Source organism: Rhodococcoides fascians A44A, from assembly GCF_000760735.1.
Taxonomy (GTDB): Bacteria; Actinomycetota; Actinomycetes; order Mycobacteriales; family Mycobacteriaceae; genus Rhodococcoides; species Rhodococcoides fascians_E.
Map to the genome: position 1 here is coordinate 561,323 of NZ_JMEX01000005.1, position 23,694 is coordinate 585,016.

23 protein-coding genes are annotated in these 23,694 nt (G+C 64.5%); 8 read left to right on the forward strand and 15 right to left on the reverse strand.

The window, feature by feature from the left end; translation table 11 throughout:
- From zwf to BH95_RS06450, 8 genes are all read right to left on the reverse strand, one after another.
- Positions 1 to 1,455, reverse strand: a complete 1,455-nt coding sequence (zwf, locus tag BH95_RS06420) for a glucose-6-phosphate dehydrogenase (protein WP_037181412.1) — start codon at positions 1,453 to 1,455, stop codon at positions 1 to 3.
- Positions 1,456 to 1,512: 57 nt separating this feature from the next.
- Positions 1,513 to 2,733: a winged helix-turn-helix domain-containing protein gene (locus BH95_RS06425; protein WP_037181413.1), complete on the reverse strand. Its 1,221-nt coding sequence runs from the start codon at positions 2,731 to 2,733 to the stop codon at positions 1,513 to 1,515.
- 33 nt (positions 2,734 to 2,766) lie between these two features.
- Positions 2,767 to 3,678: an alpha/beta hydrolase gene (locus tag BH95_RS06430; protein WP_037181414.1), complete on the reverse strand. Its 912-nt coding sequence runs from the start codon at positions 3,676 to 3,678 to the stop codon at positions 2,767 to 2,769.
- 27 nt (positions 3,679 to 3,705) lie between these two features.
- Positions 3,706 to 4,155 (reverse strand): flavodoxin family protein, encoded by a 450-nt coding sequence (locus tag BH95_RS06435; protein WP_033189625.1) that lies wholly within the window; start codon positions 4,153 to 4,155, stop codon positions 3,706 to 3,708.
- A gap of 16 nt (positions 4,156 to 4,171) precedes the next feature.
- The gene (locus BH95_RS06440; protein ID WP_020110224.1) at positions 4,172 to 4,636 is read right to left on the reverse strand and encodes a hypothetical protein; all 465 of its coding nucleotides are present in this window, start codon (positions 4,634 to 4,636) and stop codon (positions 4,172 to 4,174) included.
- Positions 4,637 to 4,640: 4 nt separating this feature from the next.
- Positions 4,641 to 5,399, reverse strand: coding sequence for a 4-hydroxy-tetrahydrodipicolinate reductase (dapB, locus tag BH95_RS06445; protein WP_208601144.1), 759 nt, complete (start codon positions 5,397 to 5,399; stop codon positions 4,641 to 4,643).
- A gap of 73 nt (positions 5,400 to 5,472) precedes the next feature.
- A complete protein-coding gene (locus BH95_RS30060) occupies positions 5,473 to 5,589 on the reverse strand; it encodes an MFS transporter small subunit (RefSeq protein ID WP_019664138.1) in 117 nt (38 codons plus the stop codon).
- Complete coding sequence (locus BH95_RS06450) at positions 5,586 to 6,920, reverse strand: OFA family MFS transporter (RefSeq protein WP_019664139.1); 1,335 nt, start codon at positions 6,918 to 6,920, stop codon at positions 5,586 to 5,588. Before BH95_RS06450 ends, BH95_RS30060 begins: the two co-directional genes overlap by 4 nt.
- Before the next feature lie 116 nt (positions 6,921 to 7,036).
- Between BH95_RS06450 and BH95_RS06455 the strand changes: the two genes are divergently transcribed.
- Positions 7,037 to 7,843: an ABC transporter ATP-binding protein gene (locus BH95_RS06455; protein ID WP_037181417.1), complete on the forward strand. Its 807-nt coding sequence runs from the start codon at positions 7,037 to 7,039 to the stop codon at positions 7,841 to 7,843.
- Here the strand turns inward: BH95_RS06455 and BH95_RS06460 are convergent.
- The 7 genes from BH95_RS06460 to BH95_RS06490 form a co-directional block, all read right to left on the reverse strand.
- Positions 7,825 to 8,928, reverse strand: a complete 1,104-nt coding sequence (locus BH95_RS06460) for an alcohol dehydrogenase catalytic domain-containing protein (protein WP_027498553.1) — start codon at positions 8,926 to 8,928, stop codon at positions 7,825 to 7,827. The two genes, BH95_RS06455 and BH95_RS06460, sit on opposite strands and share 19 nt — an antisense overlap.
- 49 nt (positions 8,929 to 8,977) lie before the next feature.
- Positions 8,978 to 11,647, reverse strand: a complete 2,670-nt coding sequence (locus tag BH95_RS06465; protein ID WP_037181419.1) for an MGH1-like glycoside hydrolase domain-containing protein — start codon at positions 11,645 to 11,647, stop codon at positions 8,978 to 8,980.
- A 23-nt stretch (positions 11,648 to 11,670) separates the two neighbouring features.
- Positions 11,671 to 13,554, reverse strand: coding sequence for a putative nucleotidyltransferase substrate binding domain-containing protein (locus tag BH95_RS06470; protein WP_037181422.1), 1,884 nt, complete (start codon positions 13,552 to 13,554; stop codon positions 11,671 to 11,673).
- Complete coding sequence (locus tag BH95_RS06475) at positions 13,538 to 15,091, reverse strand: GMC family oxidoreductase (RefSeq protein WP_020110231.1); 1,554 nt, start codon at positions 15,089 to 15,091, stop codon at positions 13,538 to 13,540. Before BH95_RS06475 ends, BH95_RS06470 begins: the two co-directional genes overlap by 17 nt.
- Complete coding sequence (locus BH95_RS06480) at positions 15,088 to 16,608, reverse strand: APC family permease (RefSeq protein WP_019664145.1); 1,521 nt, start codon at positions 16,606 to 16,608, stop codon at positions 15,088 to 15,090. The genes BH95_RS06475 and BH95_RS06480 overlap by 4 nt, the downstream gene beginning before the upstream one ends.
- A 38-nt stretch (positions 16,609 to 16,646) precedes the next feature.
- Positions 16,647 to 18,176: an aldehyde dehydrogenase family protein gene (locus tag BH95_RS06485; RefSeq protein ID WP_051127718.1), complete on the reverse strand. Its 1,530-nt coding sequence runs from the start codon at positions 18,174 to 18,176 to the stop codon at positions 16,647 to 16,649.
- A gap of 76 nt (positions 18,177 to 18,252) precedes the next feature.
- Positions 18,253 to 18,432 (reverse strand): hypothetical protein, encoded by a 180-nt coding sequence (locus BH95_RS06490; RefSeq protein ID WP_019664147.1) that lies wholly within the window; start codon positions 18,430 to 18,432, stop codon positions 18,253 to 18,255.
- Positions 18,433 to 18,594: 162 nt separating this feature from the next.
- Between BH95_RS06490 and BH95_RS06495 the strand changes: the two genes are divergently transcribed.
- The 7 genes from BH95_RS06495 to nuoE all read left to right on the forward strand — a co-directional run bounded on the left by BH95_RS06495 (position 18,595) and on the right by nuoE (position 23,694).
- A complete protein-coding gene (locus BH95_RS06495) occupies positions 18,595 to 19,239 on the forward strand; it encodes a CG0192-related protein (RefSeq protein ID WP_026347619.1) in 645 nt (214 codons plus the stop codon).
- Between the two features lie 90 nt (positions 19,240 to 19,329).
- Positions 19,330 to 19,737, forward strand: a complete 408-nt coding sequence (locus BH95_RS06500) for an Rv3143 family two-component system response regulator (RefSeq protein WP_019664149.1) — start codon at positions 19,330 to 19,332, stop codon at positions 19,735 to 19,737.
- Positions 19,738 to 19,933: 196 nt separating this feature from the next.
- The gene (locus tag BH95_RS06505) at positions 19,934 to 20,293 is read left to right on the forward strand and encodes an NADH-quinone oxidoreductase subunit A (protein ID WP_019664150.1); all 360 of its coding nucleotides are present in this window, start codon (positions 19,934 to 19,936) and stop codon (positions 20,291 to 20,293) included.
- 38 nt (positions 20,294 to 20,331) lie between these two features.
- Entirely contained in the window at positions 20,332 to 20,886 is a 555-nt protein-coding gene (locus BH95_RS06510; protein WP_019664151.1) for a NuoB/complex I 20 kDa subunit family protein, read from the forward strand.
- Positions 20,883 to 21,539 carry an NADH-quinone oxidoreductase subunit C gene (locus tag BH95_RS06515; RefSeq protein WP_033189620.1) on the forward strand — a complete coding sequence of 219 codons (657 nt, stop codon included), beginning with the start codon at positions 20,883 to 20,885 and terminating at the stop codon, positions 21,537 to 21,539. Before BH95_RS06510 ends, BH95_RS06515 begins: the two co-directional genes overlap by 4 nt.
- Positions 21,539 to 22,870 carry an NADH dehydrogenase (quinone) subunit D gene (gene nuoD, locus BH95_RS06520; RefSeq protein ID WP_019664153.1) on the forward strand — a complete coding sequence of 444 codons (1,332 nt, stop codon included), beginning with the start codon at positions 21,539 to 21,541 and terminating at the stop codon, positions 22,868 to 22,870. Before BH95_RS06515 ends, nuoD begins: the two co-directional genes overlap by 1 nt.
- Positions 22,867 to 23,694 carry an NADH-quinone oxidoreductase subunit NuoE gene (gene nuoE / locus BH95_RS06525; protein ID WP_033189619.1) on the forward strand — a complete coding sequence of 276 codons (828 nt, stop codon included), beginning with the start codon at positions 22,867 to 22,869 and terminating at the stop codon, positions 23,692 to 23,694. The genes nuoD and nuoE overlap by 4 nt, the downstream gene beginning before the upstream one ends.

The following is a 23,694-nucleotide window of genomic DNA, read 5'->3' on the forward strand; positions in this document are numbered from 1 at the left end:
TCACGGTCGTTCGCGCCACGCCCGTTCGAAGGGCAGCCGCCAGGCGTTGGGTGCGATCAGCTGGTGGATTGCGTTGGGCCCCCACGATCCCGGTGTGTACTGACGAACCGGGGGCGGATCCGCGAGCAGCGGCGCGGACACCTCCCACAGTCGTTCGATCCCTTCGGCCGTGGTGAACAGCGTGTGATCGCCGTGCATGGCGTCGAGTATCAGCCGCTCGTAGGCTTCGAGTACGTCGCCGACGCGCTCGGTCTCGCCGATCGCGAACTGCATGCTCAGCTTGTCCAGACGCATGCCGGGGCCCGGGCGTTTGCCGTAGAACGACAAAGACACTTTCGAGGCGTCGGCCAGGTCGAACATGAGGTGGTCGGGGCCGTGGGCGCCGACACCGGACCCGGCAGGGAACATACTTTTCGGTGGCTCGCGGAACGCGATCGAGATGATGCGCTGGCCTTCCGCCATGCGTTTGCCCGTCCGTAGGTAGAACGGCACTCCGGCCCAACGCCAGTTGTCGATCTCGCACTGCAGCGCGACGAAGGTGTCGGTGTCGGAATCCGGCGACACTCCGGGTTCGGTCAGGTAACCCGCGTACTGTCCGCGAACCACCTTGCGGGGATCGAGCAGCTTCATCGACCGGAACACCTTGTTCTTCTCTTCACCGATCGCGCGTGGTTCGAGGGCCGTCGGAGGTTCCATCGCCATGAACGCGAGGACCTGGAACAGGTGTGTCACCACCATGTCCTTGAAGGCGCCCGTCGACTCGTAGAAGTTCGCGCGTCCGTCGAGCGCCAGCTTCTCCGGGATGTCGATCTGGATGTGGTCGATGAAATTGCGATTCCAGATAGGTTCGAACAAGCCGTTCGCGAATCTGAACGCCAGAATGTTCTGTGCCGGCTCCTTTCCCAGGAAGTGATCGATCCGGAAGATCTGGTCCTCGTCGAAGGTCTCGTGCACGGTGGCGTTCAATTCGATGGCACTGGCCAGGTCGGTACCGAAGGGTTTCTCCATGATGATGCGAGACCCCTTGACCAATCCTGCCGCGCCGAGCATCTCGACGACGGCCAGCGCGGACTTCGGTGGCACGGACAGGTAGTGCAGCTTCCGAGTCCCCGGTCCGAGTTCCATCTCGGCGCGGGCGACGGCCTCGGCGAGCGCCGCCGGTCCCGCCTTCTGGGATACGTAACTGAGTTTTCCGGCGAATTGCCGCCACTGCTCGTCCGACACTTTCCGGCTGGAGAACTCGTCGATCGCTTCGAGCGCCATCTGCCGGAACTCGTCGCTGGACATCTCCTCCAGCGAGGTCCCGACGACGCGGATGCGCGGGGCGAGATCGGACAATGCCAGGTGCATCATTCCGGACAGCAACTTGCGTTTGGACAGATCACCGGTGGCACCGAAGAGCACCACGACCTGCGGAGGGAGTTCACTCTTGGGCGCGGTGGCCGACGTCGTCACAGTGAAGATAGTGGCACCGATACTCCCGTCTCGCAGGCCGAAGCGCTGACCCTCGTCTCAGAGCGCGCGGGAGAGTGCACCCACGAGGTCCCCGCGTTCACCGACCACCACCGACTCGAGTTCGAGCCATTCGGCCATCTCCCGCAAGTGCGGAACGAGGCGATCGGCGATGGGTCCGGGATCGCGGGCCCCTTCGACGAACGCTCCGAGGACCTGCAGTTGCGACGCCGCACGGTCGCCCTTCAGGTCGACCCTGGCCACGAGGTCCCCGTCCATCAGGAACGGGAACACGTAATACCCGTGCACTCGCTTGTGCTGGGGTGTGTAGATCTCGATGCGGTAGTGGAAATCGAAGATCCGCTCGACGCGGGGACGACAGAAGATCATCGGGTCGAACGGGCACAGAAGCGCGGATCCTGTTGCCGCTCTGGGGGTTCTGGCACCGGCGTGGAGGTATGCCGCCGCTCCCCAGCCCCGGACCGCGACAGGTTCCAGTGTGCCGTCCTCGACGAGATCGACAATGGCGGCCTTCGTCTGCTTCTGCGACAAGCGATAGTAGTCACGGAGATCGGGCTCCGTTCCGATTCCGAGCGCCGACGCCGACTGTGCGACCAACTGCCGTACGGCGTCGGGTTCCGACACCACTTGCGCTGCAACATGTTCGGGTACGACACGCTCGACCAGATCGTACCGCCGGACGAATCCGCTGCGGGTGGCGACCGACACCACACCCGCAGCGAACAGTTGCTCGACGACCACTTTCACGTCACTGCGGTCCCACCACGGGCCTTTTCGACCGGGACGCGGAGAGTCGAGGACTCGCTCGATGTCCCCGGCGCTCGACGGCCCCGCATCTCTCAAGACATCCAGGATGTCCTGCGACAGAGACGGATTACGCTCCAGAACGGTGTGTGCGCCACCCCAACGCCCGTGCGCGTACAGCTCGGTGCGCCAGCGAAACAGTGGCCAGTCCTCGACCGGCACCAGGGCGGCCTCGTGCGCCCAGTACTCGACGAGCCTGCGCGGCCTTCGCGCGGTGTCGGTCCACGCCGCGGCGTCGAGCACCGATCGGTCGTACTTTCCGACCCGACTGAACAGTGGCGCGTAGTGGGCACGGACGAGCACGGACACCGAATCGATCTGCAGTAACCGATTTCGTTCGATGACCGTGTGCACTGCCCTCGACGACGCGCCCCGCTCCGTCACACGATGAGGGGACGCCAGACCTTGGGCCGCCAGGGCCGTACGCTTCGCCATCGCGGCACTCATCTCGCGCATGGCCCCACCTTGCCACGAAGGTCCGACAGTCCGTCAGCTCTGCCAGCCGTGCGTTCGGGCGAGGTCCTCCATCGTCGACACGAGCTGCGACAGGCCTGGTTCCTCGATCGGAAAGTGCCCGCATCCGTCGAGGTACACCAGAGTCGTGTCGGCGGCGATGCGCTCGAGGAATCGAACACTGATCTCCGGCGGAGTCCACCGATCCTCGGCGGGATGGACCAGTGTCACCCGGGGACCGCGGTACGTCTGCGGCGGCGTGTGCTCGAACGAGAAGAAGCTGCTCAGAAAGCCGAGGGGTACCGACACTCCCCCGCCCAACGGATCGGATGCGCACAGCGCCGACAAGTCCGGATCGGCGCTCATGTTGTCGATGTCGATCAACCATCGGATCGGTAGCCTCGTACGGCGGGACAGCCGAGCGCCGAGCTTCAGCAGCGCCGGTGACGGTCCGCCGAGGAAACCGAACCGCGCTGCCGCCGAACGCGCCTGTGGGTCGGACGGATCGAGCAGACACGTCGCCACGACATCGGCGACCTCGCCGGTACGCGCGGCGACCTCGTAGGCCAGCATACCGCCCATGCTGGCGCCGAACAGCACCAGCGGCCTCGGATCTCGTCGTCGTTCCGCCAGGACGAGATCGCACATCATGTCGATCCAGTCCTCGTACGTGACGCTTCCCGGATCCGGGACTGCGGTGCGGCCGTACAACGGCATGTCGGGAAACAACACTTCCGCGCCCCGGGTTGCTGCCAGCGCCGCGAACGGCCACAGCGCACCGGAATGTCCGCCCGCGCCGTGGACGGCGAGCACCTTCAGCGGCGCGTGCGCATCGCCGGCACGGACGATGTGAACGTCGGAGTCGCGCCACTGCCATCTCGTCGAGACCGGCTGTTCGTTCGGCCGATACTTCTCGGGCAGGAACCTCGCATATCGGTCACCGGTCACGCGTGCCAGACTAGGCGAAAGACCCAGTCAGTTCATCAGAGTCGCGGCCACGGTTGCGCCGAGTTCGTAACACTTCTCCCGCGCAGTTCTGTCCACCGAGGTGATCCGGAGCGGTTGGGCGACCTTGTCCAGACTCCATCCGGTCGCGATCTTCTCGACAGCGGAAGTGGCACCGGCCGTGTCGTTGTTGCCGTGGACCCACAGCCCGTAGGGCCGACCGGCAACTGCGTCCAGGCACGGGTAGTAGGTGGTGTCGAAGAAGTGTTTGAGCGCCCCCGACATGTATCCCAGATTCGCCGGTGTTCCGAAGAGGAATCCGTCGGCTGCGAGAACATCCGGCACTGTTGCTGCCAACGCGGGCACGACCCGGGTGGTGACATTCTCGATGGCGGGGTCGGCTGCACCGGCGAGGACGGCCTCGAGCAGCTCCCGCGTCGGCGGCGACGGCGTGTGGTGCACGACGAGGAGGGTTGCCATCAGTTCGGGGTCGCCGTCATGACGAGGATTCCTGGCGCTCGAGCGCGACAGCTCGCTTCATGGTCTCGCGCGCCCGACCTCGGTCCCCCGCGTAGTCGTACGCCCTCGCCAGTCGGTAGGAGTTACGCCAGTTGTCCGGGTCCTTTTCCCATTCGGCCTTGATCGTCTGGAACAGCTCGTCCGCTGCCTCCCGGGAGATCCTGCCCGAGGGCATGCGCGGCAGGTCCGTCACGTCCAGTTCGAGGCCCTCGTCGTCGACGCGTTGCGCCAGGTGCTGATGGTCGAATCCGGCTTTGAGGGTTGCCCCGACGATCCAGACGCCGATGATCGGGAGGAGGAGCACTCCGATGCCGAGCCCGATGTTGACCGGTCCGCCCGTCTGGACGAGGGAGATTCCGCGGGTTCCGAGAAGGTAGAAGTAGAACCCGAGGATCAACACCATCACGCCGATGGTCAGCAGGACTTTCGTCGCTTTGTTCATGGTCTTACAGATCGAGGAAGGAATCGAGTCCGACGGTCAGCCCCGGCCGTCCGGCGATCTCGCGGACCCCCAGCAGGACGCCCGGCGCGAACGACGTGCGATCGAGCGAGTCGTGACGGATCGTCAGTGTCTCGCCGAGGGTGCCGAGCAGAACTTCCTGATGCGCGACCAGACCGGCGAGCCTGATCGAGTGGACGCGAACTCCGTCCACCTCGGCGCCGCGGGCACCGTCGAACTCCACCGTGGTGGCATCGGGGCTCTTCGGGGTCCCTGCCTTCGCGCGTGCTTTCGCGATGAGTTCCGCAGTGCGATAGGCGGTTCCCGAGGGCGCATCGGCCTTGTTCGGGTGGTGCAGCTCGATGACCTCGACCGAGTCGAAGAAGCGTGCGGCCTGCTCCGCGAAGCGCATGGTGAGGACTGCTCCGATGGCGAAGTTGGGGGCGATCAGCACACCGGTCCGAGGCGAGGACCCCAGCCACTCCGTCACCGACGCGAGCCGTTCCTCGTCGAACCCGGTGGTTCCGACGACGGCGTGGATTCCGTTCTCCACGAGGAACTGCAGGTTGGGCATGACGACGTCGGGATGAGTGAAGTCGACGACCACCTGGGTGGCCGAGTCGACGAACAGCGAGAGCGGGTCACCGGCGTCGACGGTCGCGACCAGTTCGAGGTCGGACGCAGCCTCGACAGCGGCGCAGATCGCCTGGCCCACCTTGCCGCGGGCACCCAGTACGCCGACTCGGATAGGTGCTTCTGAACTCACGTCTGCTCCACTCTCTTCTCACCGACACGATTGGTCGTGTGAAGCCTACTGACGACCTGCGAACGCAGACCACTCAGCTGCCGAAGAGATTCTTGGCTTTGAGGATCAGCTCGTAGAGCCCGTAGACGAACGGCACGGTCACCCACAGCCAGGCCACGATCATGACGGTGTGCTGACGTGTCGAGTTCATGCGTCGACCTCCGGTTCGTGGTACTTCGAGTTCACGGGCTTGATCAGTTCGTTCGCGACGAATCCGATGGCGAGCAGGGCGATCATCACGTAGAACGCCGGTAGGTAGCGACCGACCTGACCGTCCTCTCCGGCGTCGGCGATGGCGTTGACGATCAGCGGACCGAGGACACCTGCGACCGACCATGCCGTCAGCAATCGACCGTGGATGGCGCCGACCTGGTAGGTGCCGAACATGTCTTTCAGATACGCGGGCATCGTCGCGAATCCCGCGCCGTAGAAGGACAGAATGAGCAGCGCCGAGACGAGAAACAGGACCTTGTTGGAGTTGGTGAACAGTGCGATGTAGAGATACAGCAGCGCACCGACGCCGAGGTAGAGGCGGTAGATGTTCTTGCGGCCGACCAGATCGGACACGGACGACCACACGAACCGTCCGATCATGTTGGTCAGCGACAGGAAGGCCACGAAACCGGCTGCAGCAGCCGCGAGTGATTCCGGGGAGGTGGCGTCGGGAAAGAAGTCCTGGTAGATCCCCGACGCGCGCTCCAGAATGCCGATTCCCGCGGTCACGTTGAAACACAGCACGATCCACAGAAGCCAGAACTGAGGCGTTTTGACCGCGTTCGCCGCCGACACGTTGTGAGTCGCGACCAACGGAGACGACGCCGAGGGGTTCCAGCCTGCGGGTTTCCAGTCGTCGGCCGGCACTCTGATCAGGACGACCCCCAGCGCCATGAACACGGCGTAGCCGACGGCCAGCACCAGGAACGTCTGTGCGATCGACGCATCGGTGAAACCACCGAAGCCCGAAAGCAACTGGGTGGTCAACGGTGACGCGATGAGGGCACCGCCACCGAAGCCCATGATCGCGATACCCGTCGCCATCCCTGGCCGGTCCGGGAACCATTTGATCAGCGTCGAGACCGGCGAGATGTACCCGATGCCGAGTCCGATGCCACCGACGAACCCGTACCCGAAGATCACCAGCCAGAACTGGTCGAGGCTCATTCCCAAGGCGGACAGCAACAGTCCGCTCACGAAGAAGATCAGGGACACGGTCATCGCCCAGCGGGGCCCGTTCTTCTCCACCCTGGTCCCGAACACGGCTGCGGACAGACCGAGCATGACGATGGCGAGCTGGAACGGTATGGCCGTGACCGTGCCGCTGAGATCCATGGCGGTGGGTGCGGAGATGGCGTTCTTGAAGACGCTCCACGCGTATGCGGATCCGATCGCCAGATGGATCGACAGTGCTGCGGGTGGGATGAGCCATCGGCTCCATTCCGGGGTGGCAACGATGCGTGATCGTTCGAGTATCGCGAGAGTCATCGAGATCCCTTGTTCGGTGGCAACCAGTACAACTTTCCACTGACTTGGGTGAGTCAAACATCACACGCCGGGGGCCGATCACACCGGGTCCGACCGACGGCGCTAGCGTCCAGAAGGTGAGTGACGAAACCGGTGCCGTTCTCCGAGCGGATCACGTCGACCTGGTTCGAAACGGTCGCTTCCTGCTGTGCGATGCGTCCGTCAGCATCGCCGAAGGCGAGCACTGGGTATTGCTCGGCGCGAACGGCGCAGGTAAAAGTACGTTGTTGAGCCTTCTCGGGGCGTTCGTTCATCCCACGAACGGCACCGTGCACGTCCTCGGGCATCGGCTGGGTCGGGTGGACATGCGCGAACTCCGCACGCACATAGGCCACGTCGACCCGCGTCTGAACATGGAACCGTCACTGACACTGATACAGGCCGTGCTCACCGGGCTGACGAACACTCCGGATCTGATCCCCCGATGGTCGCCGTCGGACGGCGAGATGTCGCGCGCACAAGGCCTGATCGAGTCCCTCGGCGTCGAGAACCGATCCTCGTCACCGTGGTACACGCTCTCTCAAGGCGAGCGGGGACGCGCACTCATCGCACGCGCACTACTGGCCGACCCCGCGCTGTTACTGCTCGACGAACCCGCCACCGGACTCGACCTCGCTGCACGCGAACAGCTTCTGACCGCGGTCGACAGTCTGCGACGCCAACACCCCTCGCTCGCAAGCATTCTGGTGACGCACCATCTGGAGGAGATCCCGACGTCGACGACGCATGCCGTCCTCATCCGGGACGGTCGGATCACGGCGAGCGGGGCCGTCGACGAGGTGATCACCACGGCCAACATCAGCGCGTGCTTCGATCACCCCATCGAGATCGACCGTCGAGGCGGCCGGTGGGTGGCAACCGCCGTTCAGAACGTGATCACCTGACGGATGGCTTTGCCGTCGGCCAACTCGTCCATTCCGCGATTGACGTCGGCCAGCCCGATCCGTGAGCTGATGAGCTTCTCCACCGGAAGCCGTCCCTCGCGCCACATCTGGGCGTAGAGCGGGATGTCCCGCGACGGCACCGCCGAGCCCAGGTAACTGCCGATGATCGTGCGTGCTTCGGCGACGAGAACCAACGGGGAGATCGACGACCGGGCGTCGGGCGCGGGTAGCCCGACGGTGACCGTCGTACCGCCGGGAGCCGTCGCCGCTACCGCGGCTTCGAATGCACGCGCGTTGCCGGCCGCCTCGATCACGATGTCGGCCTTGACGCCGCGTTCTTCTCGCTCTGCGGGCGAGAACGTCTGTGTTGCACCGAGCTCACGGGCAACGGCCAGTTTGTCCGGCACACCGTCGACGCCGATCACCTCACCTGCCCCCACCGACACGGCGGTCAGGATCGAGGCCATTCCGACGCCGCCGAGCCCGATCACCATCACCGATTGCCCCGGCCGCGGTCGGCCGGCGTTGAGCACCGCCCCTCCTCCGGTGAGTACCGCGCAGCCGAGCACTGCCGCGACATCGGCCGGGATGTCGTCGTCGACAGCGACGACGGACTTGCGACTGACGACGGCGTGGGTCGCGAAGCCGGAGACGCCGAGGTGGTGTTTCACCTCCGACCCGGCTCGGTCCAACCTGGCTCCACCGCCCAGCAGGGTGCCGGCGTTGTTGGCGGCACTGCCCGGGATGCAGGGCATCTGGCCGTCGGTCAGACATCCTGCGCAATCTCCGCATCGCGGCAGAAACGTCATGACCACTCGGGTCCCGACGGGCAGATCGTCGACACCGTCCCCGACGGTCTCGACTCGGCCCGCGGCCTCGTGGCCGAGCAGCATCGGTACCGGGCGAACTCGGTTGCCGTCGACGACGGACAGGTCCGAGTGGCAGAGCCCGGCTGCTTCGATCCGCACGAGCACTTCCCCCGGACCCGGTGGAGCCAGATCCAGCTCGGAGATGGAGATGGGCTTCGACTCGGCGAATGGCCGTGGTCGTCCGATTTCCTCGAGAACTGCGCCGCGGATCTTCATTCCCACACTCTAGGTGAGCGGAAATGCGCGCCCTGCCCTACTCGAGTACTCACAGGGGAAGGCGGGGCCGCAGCAGGTGCGCGACCAATCCGGTCCAGCCGGTCTGGTGGGACGCTCCGAGCCCCTCCCCGGTGTCGCCGTCGAAATACTCGTTGAACGTCGGGTGCACACTCCACAGAGGGTCGTCACTGGACTCGATGCGATCCCCGTCGGCCGGTCGTTTCCCGTCGACGGGCCGGAACAGAGCAGCCAGACCGTTGTCGATGAGATCCGCGGCGTCGGTCAGGGTGCAGTGGTTCCCCGACCCGGTGGGAATCTCGATGGTGAAGGAGTCGCCGTAGTGCCGTCCGTACGCCCGCAACTTGTCGGCCAGCAGGACGTTGACCGGGAACCAGATGGGCCCGCGCCAGTTCGAGTTGCCGCCGAACATCCCGGTGCGGGACTCCCCCGGCTCGTACTCGATCGACAGGCTCCGGCCGTCGATCTCGTACGTGACTCCGTCGCGGTAGGAAGCAGACAGTGAACGTATGCCGAACCGCGACAGGAACTCCTCGGAATCGAACATTCTGGCCAGCACACGCTTGAGACGCTCCGGTTCGACGAGCGAGAGCAGCACCCGTACTTCGTCTCCGTCCTTGCGTGCGAGCAGAGGACTGATCATCTCCGGCCTGCGTCGCTGCACCCACCGGAGCCGCGCCGTCAGGTCCGGGCACTCGTCCTCCACCCACGACGGAATCTCCGTCGCCCCCAGGATCGGCAAAAGGCCCACCATCGATCTCACGCGCAGCGGGACAGCGTCACCCTCGGGCGGAACGAGGACGTCGTAGAAGAATCCGTCTTCCTCGTGCCACAGCGAAATATGCTGCGATCCGAACGATTTCACAGCTTTCGCAATCGACAGGAAGTGCGCGAAGAACTTGGTCGCCACGTCGTCCCAGGCACTGTCGTGCCGCGCGAGCTCCAACGCGATCTTGAACATCTGCTGGCAGTAGAACGCCATCCAACTGGTGGCATCGGATTGCTCGAGCCGGAACCCCGGCGGAAGAGGTGCGGATCGATTGAACAACCCGATGTTGTCCATCCCGAGAAACCCGCCCTCGAAGATGTTCGATCCCTCGGAGTCCTTGCGGTTGACCCACCAGGCGAAGTTCAGCAGCAACTTGGTGAACACGCGAACCAGGAACTCACGGTCCCGGTAACCGTCGATCCGATAGACGTGCCACGCTGCCCATGCATGTACCGGCGGGTTGACGTCACCGAACTCCCATTCGTAGGCGGGCAGTTGGCCGTTGGGATGCATGGACCACTCGCGGCACATGAGCACGAGTTGTTCCTTCGCGAAATCCGGGTCGACGTGCGCGAGCGGAATCGTGTGGAACGCAAGGTCCCACGCGGCGAACCACGGATACTCCCACTCGTCGGGCATCGAGATGACGTCGGCGAGAGCAAGGTGACGCCAATGAGTGTTGCGACCACCGGGACCCCGACGCGATTCCGGTGCAGGCTCGCCCACCCGGTCGCCTTCGAGCCATTGTTCGACGTCGTAGCGGTAGAGCTGCTTGGTCCACAGCAGGCCCGCGTAGGCGCGTCTCGCCACGTGCCGATCCTGCTCGTCGAGTTCGGGTCCGATGACGGTGGAGTAGAACTCGTCCGCCTCGGCACGTCGGTCCGCCACGACGGCGTCGAATCCGCGTCCGAATGTCTGCTCGTCGGGAATCCTCGTCGAGAGTCGGAGCTTGACCTCCACCGTCGCACCGGATGCGATGTCGTCGAACGAGAACCAGAACGCCGACTTCGTGCCGGACTTCTCCGGGTTGACCGCCTCCACGTCACCACCGACGACACGTCGGCCGATTCCGTCCTTGCTGAACGCGGAGCGGTTCTCCTGACCCCACAGTTCGGCCGCGTTGGTTTCGTTGTCGCAGAACAGGACTTCGGGGTGGCCCTCGGCGCTCAGATAGTACTTGCCGAGGAATCCGTGCTCGGCCTCGACGGCAGTCACCCCACCGACCTGCAGTTCCGGCGCTTCGACGGCCCGGAGCATCCCGGCCCTGTCGTCGCGGCCCCACGCCCAGGTGTTGCGTAGCCACAGATGGGGAAGCAAGTCGACCGACGCCGCGTCCGGTCCGTGATTGGTGATCGAGATGACGATGCACATGTCGTCCGGCGACGCCTTGGCGTAGGTCACCTGGACGTCGAAAAAGCGGTTGCCGTCCAGAATTCCGGTGTCGGACAGTTCGTATTCGCGTTCGTCTCGCCCGCGCGCCGCGCTCTCCTCACGCAACTGCCGGTACGGATATTCCGCGTGCGGGTAACGGTAGAGCCACTGCATCCAACTATGGGTCGGAGTGCCGTCGACGACCCACCAGTACTCCTTGGCGTCCTCGCCGTGGTTCCCCTCGCCGTTGGTCAGCCCGAACAGCCGCTCCTTGAGAATCGGGTCCTTGCGGTTCCACAATGCGAAGGCGAAGTTGAGAAAGCCGAAGCGGTCGCTGATTCCGCCCAATCCGTCCTCGCCCCAGCGGTAGGCCCGGGCGTGCGCCTGGTCGAAGGGGAACGACTGCCACGCATCGCCGTCGGCCGAGTAGTCCTCGCGCACCGTCCCCCACTGTCGTCCCGCCAGGTAGGGACCCCACTGGCGCCACGGGCCCGACACACCGGGCGATTCGGCAAGGCGTGAGTGTTCGGCGGTCGAAGGTGTGTCAGCGTCGTCGGTCACGCGCCCAGTCTGCTATCTCGACGTCACGGACGCACGCCGACGTTGCTCGCGAGATATCCCACACGTCGCTGAACCGCTGCGATCTCGCGGACGCCGTCTCCGAGCACACTACGTTCGATCGCGGAGAGCTCTCCCATGACGAGTACGTCTCCCGGCGCAAGGCCTGCTTCGAGCTGTTCGATCTGATGTCCCAGCCGCAGGCGCTGCAACAGAGTGAACACCTCGGTCAGAATGTCGACGTCGCGATCGGCCAGAAACCCGTTTCCCGACGCCGCCGCCAGTCTCGCCGGGGTGGACGCGGAGGCCAGCCCGACGGACAGGCCGCCCCACCGCGCAAGGTTGACGATCGGCGTGATCGCGTGAGCCTTGAGATCGAACGTGCCGCCTCGTCGTGCCAGTACGTCACGCAGCGATCGAAGCCGGGCACGCCCGGCCAGTGCGTCGCGCAGTTGAAGTCGAAGCGCGTCGGGATGATCCGCGGCCATCGTGCGGTACACGTCGGGCACCGTGTGCAGTTCGGGATTTCCCCACACCACTCGCCCGTCGACGAGTAGAGACGACATGATCAGGCCCGAATCCGACGACGGATTGCCCCGGTCACCGAAGGGGTTGCTCAGCCAGTGTCCCGCCGCGGATTGCCATTGGGTCGCCGATCTCGCAAACCTCGGCGAGCTCGCCACTGCACCGTTCGAGTCGGCCGGTAGACCGCATGCGGCAAGGGTCAGATGCACTCGCGCAGCGAGGTCCATCAGCGCGGTGTCCCGGGTTCGCCCTCCGCCCGACGGATCGGGCAGTAGATCGGACCAGGACAGGGCGCTGTCCACGTCCGAGGACGGCATCGCTTCCCGACGTGCGACGCTGCCGAGCGTCAACCATGCGACGTCGGACCGCGGAACTTCGGGGTCTGTTCCCCGCTCGAGCTCGAGCGCGCGTCGGACGACGCTGTCCAGGACGACCGAGAGGATGGCGCTCACCGCAGTCGGTTCCGTCCCACCACGGAACAGGTCGATCGCGAGACCGGGAATTCTCCGAGCAGCGTCGATCAGCTCGCCCGTGGTCGTGGCAAGCGCAACCGATCGTCGCAGCACGAAGCTCCGCCGGGTCGACGCCGCATGCAGTTCGGAGTCCTCGATGACGCCGATCATCTCGCCTCGCCCCGACAGCACCGGCATGTGCCGCAGACCTCGATCCAGCATGTCCACCAGCACGGTGGCAGCCAATCGGTCGGCGGTGACGGTCTCGGCAGGTGCGGTCATGACGGCGCAGATCGGTGTGTCGACGCCGATGTCGGCGGCGACGACTCGGATGCGGAGATCGCGGTCGGTGAAGATCCCGTAGCGGCCACGGCCCAGCTGCACCAGTACGCACGATGCCCCGCGTTCGGTCATGGCCCGCACTGCGTCGCGAACCGTGGTGTCCGCATCGACGACGATCGCTGGACCGGACACCAGGTCGCCGACGGTTCTGCGTGTGGTTCGGTCGGTCGGACCAGCCACAGCCGCAGTGGCGGTGGTCACCGCCTCGGCAAGGAACGCCAGGCCCGCGGGTTCGGAGAACAGCGGGCGCATGAGCGTCCCGGGCAGCTGGACGACGACGCTCGGTTCCGTCGTACGAGCGACGAAGCCGAACGTCGATCCGGTCAACATGGCCGAGAACCCGAACACACCGCCGACGTCGACCGTGTCGACGGGAACGGCCGTGAGCGCCGTGTCGTCCGGCTGCAGAATGACGACCCGACCGCGTCGGACCACCCACACCGAATCGACGTCGCGCATGTCGACGTCGAGAATGATTGCCCCGGTGGGGTACTCGACGCTCCGGGCCTCGGCGCTCAGCGCGCCCAATTCTCCGGGCGTCGCGGTCCGGAACGGAGGGTAGCGGGCGAGGAAGTCAGCTGTGTCGTCCACGGATCAGGTCCGCGCATTTCTCTGCCATGGTCATGACGGTGATGTTCGGGTTGACCGAGGGCAACTTGGGCATCGCCGATGCATCCACCACACGCAGGTTGCGTACGCCCTTGACCCTCAATTCCGGGTCGAGCACCGCCGTGACGTCTGCGGCGGACCCCATCCGTGCGGTGCCCGCCGGGTGATAGACGGTGTTGTGTGTCTTGTGCACGTACTCGAGCAGGTCGTCGTCGGTCACGGCGTCGGGTCCTGGAGCGAGTTCACGTTCGATCCAGGACGACAGCGGCCCTCGCGCGGCGATCTTCCTCGCCAGCTTCAGGCCGGCGAGCATGACTGCGTCGTCGTGTCCGTCCGGGTCGGTGAAGTATCGGGGGTCCACTTTCGCGCGGTCCCGGAAGTCACGGCTCCGTAGGCGTACCGTGCCCCGCGACCGGCCCTGAGTCACGTTGGGAGTCAGACAGAATCCGTTGTCGGTCGTCGGGTATCCCCAGCGGAGGGTGTTCATGTCGAACGGCACGCTGCCGTAGTGCATCATGACGTCGGGGTAGTCGAGGTTCGGTTCGGTCGCGGCGAAGATACCGATTTCCCACCACTGCGAGGACGTCGTCACCATGGGCCGTGACGCTTCCCAGAAGACGAGGCCTTCGACGTGGTCGTCGAGATTTTCACCGACACCGGGCGAGTCGACTCGCACATCGATTCCCATGGAGCGCAGATGATCCGCGGGTCCGATGCCGGACAACATGAGCAGTTTCGGTGTGTCGATCGCGCCTGCTGTGACAATGACTTCGCGGCGCGCGGTGATCGTGTCGTACCCCGTCAGATCAGGTCGTTGGCAGCGGATCCCGGTTGCGGTGAGTGCGTCGTCGATCAGAATCTCGCTGATCCAGCTGTGAGTCCGAACCTCGAGATTGGGGCGTGAGTCCAGAATCGGATGCAGATACGCGTGTGAGGTGGACATGCGCGTGCCGTCCTCGCCTGCGTTGATCTGAAACCACCCGGCACCGTCGATGACGGTGTCACCGCGGTTGAACTGCACGGTGGGCAGACCGACCTCGGCAGCGGACTCCAGAACCGCTGTCCCGCAGGGATCCACGGGAGGAATGTCGCGGATGCGCACGGGCCCGTCGTGACCGCGTCCGGTGTCGTTGTTCTCCACTCGCGCCACCAACGGCAGCACGTCCTTCGCTCCCCACCCCGTTGCGCCCGCGGCTTCCCAGTCGTCCAGCGTCTGCGCGGGCGGGTGAAATGCGATGCAGGAGTTGTGCGACGAACACCCTCCGAGCACTTTCGCCCGGGCATGGCGCATGAAACTGTTGCCCCGCTCCTGTGGTTCGACGGGATAGTCCCAGTCGTAACCGGAATCCAACAGGTGCATCCACTGCGACAGGTCGAGAATGCTGTCGTCGCCCACATCGGACGGACCAGCCTCGACGAGGCACACGGTCACGGACGGATCCTCGCTCAGTCTCGCTGCGAGAACACACCCTGCGGTACCGCCTCCGGCGATGACGTAATCGAATGCCGCGTCCGTCACGACGGACTCCTCTCCTCACCGGTGGATGCATGTGACTTCAACGTACCGATGTGGCGACGACCCGTCGTTCCGTACCAGGCCAGACCCAGCACCAGAATCACACCGATGTAGACGAACGCACCCCACGTGTTGTACCAGGGACTGCCGTACACCGCGACGCGCGGCCACGCCAGATTCAAGGCCATGCCTGCTCCCCAGACGACGGCGACCAGATTGACGATCAGGCCGGCTCTGCCCATCGTGAAGTAGCCGCCGGGTTTCAGGTCCTTCGGTGGCCATTCTCCTTTGAACCGCTTGACGAGCAGCGGACCGGTCACCATCAGATACGCGAGGTAGATCATGATGATCGCGATCGACGTCAGCACCGTGAAGATCTGCGGCTGACCGACGTTGACGACGAGGATCGCGATGGCCAGCACGCCGATCGTCACGGCAGGCACGACCGGAGTCTGGGTCTTCGGATTGACCTTGGCCAGGCTCTCGCCGAACGGCAATGCGTTGTCGCGTGCCATGGCGAACGTCAGACGGATCGCTGCGGTGTGGACGGCCAGTGAGCAGACGACGACGGCGACGACGATGCAGATCAGGAAGACCGTGCCGAGGGGACCCCACATCACCGATTCGACTATCGACTGAAGACTTCCCTCGGGGCTGCCGAGCGAGGGATCCTCCAGGTCGGGGGCTGCCATCACCGCGAACACGAGAATCGCCCCGCCGATGACGAACGACGCGAGAATGGCGCGCAGAATCGCCTTCGGTGCCGTCCGTCTGGGCTCGACGGTTTCCTCGCCGAGCGACGACGCGGTGTCGAATCCGTACATGACGTAGCCGGACGCAAGAGATGCGACGAGGAACGCGGCAAGGAAGCCGCCGCTCTCACCTGCTCCGTATCCGTTGGTGGAGAAGAAGACCTCGGGGCCTCGTGTGATGTTGGCCGCGAGAATGACGGCGATCAGCACTGCGGCGATCAACTCGATGAACACACCGGCACTGTTGATCATCGCCATCAACTTGACACCCAGCGCGTTGATGGTCGTGGTGATCGCAATCATGATTGCGCCCAACAGGACTGCGTTGGTCGCGAAATCGTTGTCTCCGCTGCCGTCGCCGATGATCTGGAAACCGGTCCAGATTCGCGGAAGATTCAGTTGCAACGCGAGAACCACGGCCGACAGCGTGACGATCGACGCCGTCAGCATCAACCAGCCCGCAGACCACCCCACGATGCGCCGCCCCAGAAGCTTGGCCCAGTTGTAGACCGATCCCGCGACCGGATATTTGGCGGCGAGCTCCATGAAACACAGTGCGACGCAGAGTTGCCCGACGAACACTGCAGGCCACGACCACAGGTAGGCGGGCCCGGCCGTACCGAACCCGAAGTAGAACAGCTGGAACGTGCCGGTCAGAATCGATATGTAGCTCACACCTGCGGCGAAGCTGGCGAACTTTCCCAGACTTCGATCGAGCGATTCCTTGTAACCGAAATCGTCCATGCCGCTGTCGGAATCGACTGTCATACTCGTACTGCCTTTCGTCCGGCAGAACTCGTGGAATCTCAGGGGGTGCTGAACCACCCGGCCGCCGTGGGCGAGGTGTTGTGCCAGATATGCTTGGCTTCTTGATATTCGGACAAACCGGACGGGCCCAGTTCTCGACCGTTTCCGGATCGTTTGAATCCGCCCCATTCGGCCGCAGCAGTGTAGATGCCGAAGTCGTTGAGCCACACCGTTCCGTGCCGCAATCCGCGCACCATACGTTCGCCCCGCGCACTGTCCGACGTTCGGACACCCGCCGCGAGACCGTAGTTCGTGTCGTTGCCGAGACGCAACGCGTCCTCCTCGGTCGTGAAACGCTCAACAGTGAGTATGGGCCCGAACGTCTCGTCCTGCACGATTTTCATCGAGCGATCGCATCTGTCGAACACCGTGGGCAGAAAGAAGCTGCCGGCAGCAAGGCGCGGATCCTCGGGCCGTCTGCCGCCGACGACGAGCTCGGCACCTTCGGAAATCCCCAGTTCGACGAAGCCCTCGATCTTCTTCAGCTGCGCCTCCGACACGAGCGGTCCGGTCTCGGAGTTCTCGTCCAGGCCCGATCCCATCGTGATGTGGCCCGCGCGTTCGGCGAGTGCAGCGACGAATCGGTCCGCTACCGACTCCTCGATGATCAGCCGGGTCCCGGCAGAACACACCTGCCCCGAGTGCAGGAACACCCCGGTCAACACATGATCCACGGAGTTCGCGAACGCGTCGTCGTCGACGAGTGCATCGGCGAACACGATGTGCGGGTTCTTTCCGCCCAGCTCGACGGCAACCTTGGTCACGTTCGCGGCCGCCGCCGCCAGGATCGTTCGGCCCGTCGCCAGTCCCCCGGTGAACGAGATGAAGTCGACGTCCGGATCGGTCGTCAACGCCTCACCGAGTACGGCCCCGCTTCCCTGCACGAGGTTGACCACACCCGCAGGCACCCCTGCCTCTTCGACCAGTTTGGCGAACGCGATGGTGCTGAGCGGGGTCACTTCGCTGGGCTTGAGCACCATCGTGCACCCGGCCGCCAGCGCCGGTGCGATCTTCCAGGAGATCTGCAGAAGCGGATAGTTCCACGGCGCGATCATGACGCACACACCGATCGGCTCGTGCACGACGCGGCTGAGAATTTCGGGCCGTCCGACGTCGACGAGCCGGTCGCTGTGCACCGCCGCGAGTTCCGCGTAGTACCGGAACACCGATGTCACGTCGTCGATGTCGATTCGGCTCTCGGCCAACGTTTTACCGGTGTCGACGGTTTCCAGGTGCGCGAGTTGCTCCTTGTCCCGTTGCAGGAGATCCGCGATCGTACTCAGCAGCGCTGCCCGCTCGGAGACAGCCGTTGCCGGCCAGGCGCCGTCGTCGAAGGTTCGACGCGCCGCCGTGACAGCGTCTCGCGCGTCCGCGGGCGTCGCTTCGTCGACGACGACGACAACGCTTCCGTTCGACGGATCGACGATCTCCCGGGTGCCTCCGTCGGACGACTCCGTCCATCGTCCGTCGATCCACAACGACGGGCGCAGATTCGCTGTGTCGAGTGCTTCGTTTCCGGAGGTGGGCACGTCGGACTCCTTCTCGCTGACCGGATGACTCGTGATCAACCGTAAGCCCGCGAGGGGTCTTCGTGTGCCAGTGCCGTCAGGAGCAGGCTGCGAGCACCCGTGCGACGTCGACGTCGTCGAGTGCCGCGGGAGGATTACGGAGGAGAATTTCGCGCAGTCGGCCGACGAATGCCTGACGACTGACTCCGAACTCGTTCAACACGTCCTCGCTGGGCCCGTCGCCGTGCGGAAACTGGGCTGTCACATGATCGTGCATGGGCTTCCTCGCAGCTCGTCCGGGGTTCAGGGCTCCGGTGCGGTGCCGAGTCGGGGGTCTGCGGCACCGCGCTCCGGAGTTGCATGGTTAATCAGTCCAACGACTCGAACCGTTACACATCGATACTGAATGGAACGCAGGCATGCAGGTAGCGTGCACGTCATGGCCATCATTCACGCCGCAGAGTTGACGCCGAGCAAGCGCGACGCTCTCCGCGCCTGGCTACCGTCGCGTCCTTGGACGAGCAGCACGGATGTCGACATCCTCGGCGCGTACAGATTCGACGATCCCGCCGGTGCCGTCGGGATCGAGACATTCTTGATCTCGACCGGCGGCCGAGTACTGCAGGTCCCGCTCACGTACCGCGGCGCACCGTGGCCCGGGTCCGACGACGCCCTCGTGACGACGATGGAGCACTCGGTCCTCGGAACGAGATGGGCGTACGACGGTGTGGCCGATCCGGTGTACGTGACCGCGCTGGTAACTGCGATCCTGACCGGTGGAACCGAGGCCGCCCTGGTGTACGACTACGAGGAGTACGACTACGAGGCTCCGCCGGAGAAGCGGGCCGTCACCACCCGAGTCGTCGGCACCGGAACCCCGGGCACCCCGGTACCTGCCCTCGACTCGGTGTCGTCGATCGATTCCGACGACTCGACGACGATCACCGCCGGGGCGACGCGCATCGACCTCGTCCGTGCCGTCGACACCACTCGATCGACCGCAGCCGGCCCGTCCCTGACCGGCATCTGGCCCGGCCAGTCCGAGCCCGTCGTCCTGGCCTGGATCAGGCCGCACGAGGATTGACAGACGATTACGGACTCGTTGTCGGACAAAGGTTTACCTAATTCTGCCGAACCGTACCCACGGCGATGGTTCGGACGTAGCATCGCTCACGTGACCGCCTCGCTGCGCATCCTCGTCTACAGCAGCAATGCGCACACGCGCGCCGACGTCACCTCGTCCATCGGACGACGCCCCGATCCATCGCTTCCGGAAGTCGAATACCTCGAGGTCGCGAGCGAGCCCATGGTGGTGCATCACCTCGACGCAGGCGGTATAGACCTTGCGATCCTCGACGGAGAGGCAGCGCCGGCCGGCGGGATGGGTGTCGCCAAACAACTGAGGGACGAGATCGAACACTGCCCGCCGCTGGTCGTTCTCACCGGTCGCCCCGACGACAGGTGGCTGGCCGAGTGGTCCGGCGCCGATGCTGCGGTGTCGCAACCCCTCGACCCGTTCGTTCTGACGAGGGCAGTGACGGATTTACTGCGCACGTCGTCGAAATCTGTCGGTCACAACTGATTTCCTTCGCCGACTCGTGACGGCGCAAGATCAACTTTTCGACCGACACGCCGATCCGACTGGCCGAAAACCGAGACAAGTCGGGGCATCGCACCGGTAGGCTGTGTTTCAGCTCACAATTTCTGTTGGCTAAGGACCTCTTGGTCGGCAGAACTCCTCATTTGCTCACAAGGCAGGCACGGAGAGGCGACACAGGTTGAACGAGTACATCCCCATTCTGGTCCTGGGCGCTGTCGCAGTCGCCTTCGCCCTCGTGTCCGTCGTCATCGCAGCAGTTGTCGGGCCCAAGCGCTACAACCGCGCCAAATTGGATGCCTACGAATGCGGAATCGAGCCGACCGCGCAGCCGATGGGAGCTGGCCGATACCCCGTCAAGTTCTACTTGACGGCCATGCTGTTCATCATCTTCGACATCGAGATCGTCTTCCTCTATCCCTGGGCTGTTCACTTCGACGCGCTCGGCATCTTCGGTCTTCTCGCAATGGGCATGTTCATCGTCAGCGCCGCCGTCGCGTACGCCTACGAATGGCGTCGAGGCGGCTTGAGCTGGGATTAGTCCGCCGATCGCGCGCCGAACAACAAGAAGGGTCCGACATGGGTCTCGAAGAGAAGCTCCCGAGCGGCTTTCTGCTGAGCACGGTGGAGGGGCTCGCCGGCTACGTTCGCAAAGGCTCGCTGTGGCCCGCGACGTTCGGACTCGCGTGCTGCGCGATCGAGATGATGGCCACCAGTTCAGGGCGGTTCGACATCGCACGTTTCGGCATGGAGGCGTTCCGCGCATCCCCTCGGCAGGCCGACCTGATGATCGTCGCCGGACGGGTCAGCCAGAAGATGGCACCGGTTCTTCGGCAGATCTACGACCAGATGGCCGAGCCGAAATGGGTTCTGGCAATGGGCGTGTGCGCATCCTCGGGCGGGATGTTCAACAACTACGCCATAGTCCAGGGCGTCGATCATGTCGTTCCGGTCGACATCTATCTGCCGGGCTGCCCGCCGCGGCCGGAGATGCTGCTCGACGCGATCCTGAAACTGCACGAGAAAATTCAGGAGATGCCGCTGGGCGTCGACCGAGAGACGGTAGCGCGTGCCGCCGAGGAAGCAGCATTGAACTCCAGGCCGACGATCGAGCTGAAGGGACTGCTTCGATGACGGTGGACAAGCGCGGGATGTTCGGCGTCCGCGGGACGGGCGACACCTCAGGGTACGGGCGGCTCGTGATACCGCCGCTGGTTCAGGGCAGCACCGAGCGGCCGTACGGAGGATTCTTCGACTCGGTCGCAGACGAACTCGCCTCCGCACTCCGAGACGACTTCGGTGTCGAGTTCGACGCCGCCGTCGAATCCGTCGTAGTCTTCCGCAGTGAATTGACCCTGCACGTCCGGCGCGAGCACCTGCGCGCAGTGGCGAGCACGCTTCGAAACGGTCCCGAGCTACGGTTCGAGATGTGCCTGGGCGTCAACGGCGTTCACTATCCACAGAACACCGGCCGGGAACTTCACGCGTGCTATCCCCTGCTCTCCATCACCCACAACCGTCGTGTTCGTCTGGAAGTGTCGGTGCCGGAATCGGATCCGCACATCCCGAGCCTCGTCGGTATCTACCCGACGAACGACTGGCACGAACGCGAAACGTTCGACTTCTTCGGCATCGAGTTCGACGGACACCCGTCGCTGACACGCATTCAGATGCCCGACGACTGGGTGGGTCATCCCCAGCGCAAGGACTATCCGTTGGGTGGGATTCCCGTCGAGTACAAGGGCGCGAGCATTCCCCCACCCGATCGACGGCGGGAGTACAACTGATGACGGACACAGCAGGCCACGACACGTCGGCCCCTCCGGAGAAATCCTTCACCGTGTCCGGGCAGGACTGGGACGACATCGTGGCGGCAGCCGCCGACACGTCGACGTCCTCGGAGGAGCGGATCGTCGTCAACATGGGTCCGCAGCACCCGTCGACGCACGGTGTACTGCGTCTGATTCTGGAGATCGAAGCCGAGACCGTGACTGAGGCCAGATGCGGGATCGGCTATCTGCACACCGGGATCGAGAAGAACCTCGAGTTCCGAAACTGGACCCAGGGCGTCACGTTCGTCACGCGCATGGATTATCTGTCCCCTTTCTTCAACGAGGCTGCATATTGTCTGGGTGTCGAGAAACTCCTCGACATCACCGACGAGATTCCCGAGCGCGCGACCGTGATTCGCGTTCTGCTGATGGAACTCAACAGAATCTCGTCGCACCTCGTCGCGCTGGCGACAGGCGGGATGGAACTCGGCGCCGTGACTGCGATGCTGTTCGGATTCCGCGAACGAGAACAGATCCTCGACGTGTTCGAAACCATCACCGGCCTCAGAATGAACCACGCGTACATCAGGCCCGGTGGTCTGGCGCAGGATTTGCCCGAGGGAGCGATCCAGAAGATACGCGACCTTCTGAAGACACTGCCGTCCGGATTGACCGACATGTCGAACATGTTGGACGACAACAGGATCTGGAAGGCTCGAACCAAGGGTATCGGTTATCTCGACCTCACCGGATGCATGGCGCTCGGGATCACGGGACCGATGCTCAGGTCCACCGGCCTGCCCCACGACCTACGCGTGTCGCAGCCGTACTGCGGTTACGAGAACTACGAGTTCGATGTGTGCACCGACACCGGGTGCGACGCGTACGGCCGCTACATCATTCGGGTCGCGGAGATGCGTGAGTCGTTGAAGATCGTGGAACAGTGCCTCGATCGGCTCCGGCCGGGACCGATCATGATCGACGACAAGAAGATCGCGTGGCCGGCCGACCTGTCCGTGGGGTCCGACGGAATGGGCAATTCCGCGGACCACGTCCGGGACATCATGAACACGTCGATGGAATCGCTGATCCACCATTTCAAGCTGGTGACCGAGGGGTTCCGCGTTCCGGCCGGGCAGGTCTACGTTGCCGTCGAGTCGCCGCGCGGCGAGCTCGGCGTGCACATGGTGAGCGACGGCGGAACTCGGCCGTTCCGGGTGCACTACCGGGATCCGTCGTTCACCAACCTCCAAGCCGTGGCTGCGACGTGCGAGGGCGGGATGGTTGCCGACGTCATCGCCGCCGTCGCCAGCATCGATCCGGTGATGGGCGGTGTCGACCGATGAGCGAGAAGGTCCACCTTCGACTCCGAACCCGCCCGGCTCCGTACCCGGACGATGTCCGGGTCCGCCTCGACGAGGACGCCAGGGCGATCATCGCGAGGTACTCGCCTCCGGACGCGCCGAACCCGGCGATGGCACGGTCGGCGCTGCTGCCGTTGCTCCACCTCGTGCAGTCCCAGGACGGGTATGTTTCCCCCACCGGAATCGAATTCTGCGCCGAGCACCTCGGGTTGACGGGTGCCGAAGTCACAGCCGTGTCGAGTTTCTACTCCATGTATCGGCGCGAGCCGACGGGCGACTACCTCGTCGGCGTCTGCACCAACACTCTGTGTGCCGTGATGGGCGGAGACGCGATCATGGACGCTCTGCGCGAACACGTCGACCCCGCCGATCCGGCCGTGACCCTCACGCACGTCGAATGCAATGCGGCGTGCGACTACGCGCCGGTCGTCATGGTCAACTGGGAGTTCTTCGACAATCAGACACCGGAATCCGCTCGTGCACTGGTCGATTCGCTCCGCTCCGACACCGAGGTGGTTCCCACCCGTGGTGCATCGTTGTGCACGTTCCAGGAGACTGAGCGAATTCTCGCCGGTTTCCCCGACCAGCGGCTCGGCGCCGTGCACGCGGGTGGACGTGCGGGTGCGCCGACGCTGGCAGGTCTGCGGTTCGCTCGCGAGCACGGAATGAACGCGCCGACTGCGGACGAAGTGCGAGACAGTGGAGCCGCCCCGTTGGGCTCCGAGCAGGCCAACGCCGCCGAGACCACCAAGGACAAGCCCGCTCCTGCACCGACGGAACCGGTTCCCCCCGAGAAAGGACCGTGA

Coding starts and splice junctions, on each gene's coding strand:
- nuoE (WP_033189619.1), top strand. CDS start 22,867: ATGAGCGAGAAGGTCCACCTTCGACTCCGAACCCGCCCGGCTCCGTAC.
- BH95_RS06480 (WP_019664145.1), bottom strand. CDS start 16,608: ATGACAGTCGATTCCGACAGCGGCATGGACGATTTCGGTTACAAGGAA.
- BH95_RS06515 (WP_033189620.1), top strand. CDS start 20,883: ATGACGGTGGACAAGCGCGGGATGTTCGGCGTCCGCGGGACGGGCGAC.
- nuoD (WP_019664153.1), top strand. CDS start 21,539: ATGACGGACACAGCAGGCCACGACACGTCGGCCCCTCCGGAGAAATCC.
- BH95_RS06435 (WP_033189625.1), bottom strand. CDS start 4,155: ATGGCAACCCTCCTCGTCGTGCACCACACGCCGTCGCCGCCGACGCGG.
- BH95_RS06495 (WP_026347619.1), top strand. CDS start 18,595: ATGGCCATCATTCACGCCGCAGAGTTGACGCCGAGCAAGCGCGACGCT.
- BH95_RS06460 (WP_027498553.1), bottom strand. CDS start 8,928: ATGAAGATCCGCGGCGCAGTTCTCGAGGAAATCGGACGACCACGGCCA.
- BH95_RS06490 (WP_019664147.1), bottom strand. CDS start 18,432: ATGCACGATCATGTGACAGCCCAGTTTCCGCACGGCGACGGGCCCAGC.
- BH95_RS06450 (WP_019664139.1), bottom strand. CDS start 6,920: ATGACTCTCGCGATACTCGAACGATCACGCATCGTTGCCACCCCGGAA.
- BH95_RS06425 (WP_037181413.1), bottom strand. CDS start 2,733: ATGCGCGAGATGAGTGCCGCGATGGCGAAGCGTACGGCCCTGGCGGCC.
- BH95_RS30060 (WP_019664138.1), bottom strand. CDS start 5,589: ATGAACTCGACACGTCAGCACACCGTCATGATCGTGGCCTGGCTGTGG.
- BH95_RS06440 (WP_020110224.1), bottom strand. CDS start 4,636: ATGAACAAAGCGACGAAAGTCCTGCTGACCATCGGCGTGATGGTGTTG.
- BH95_RS06510 (WP_019664151.1), top strand. CDS start 20,332: ATGGGTCTCGAAGAGAAGCTCCCGAGCGGCTTTCTGCTGAGCACGGTG.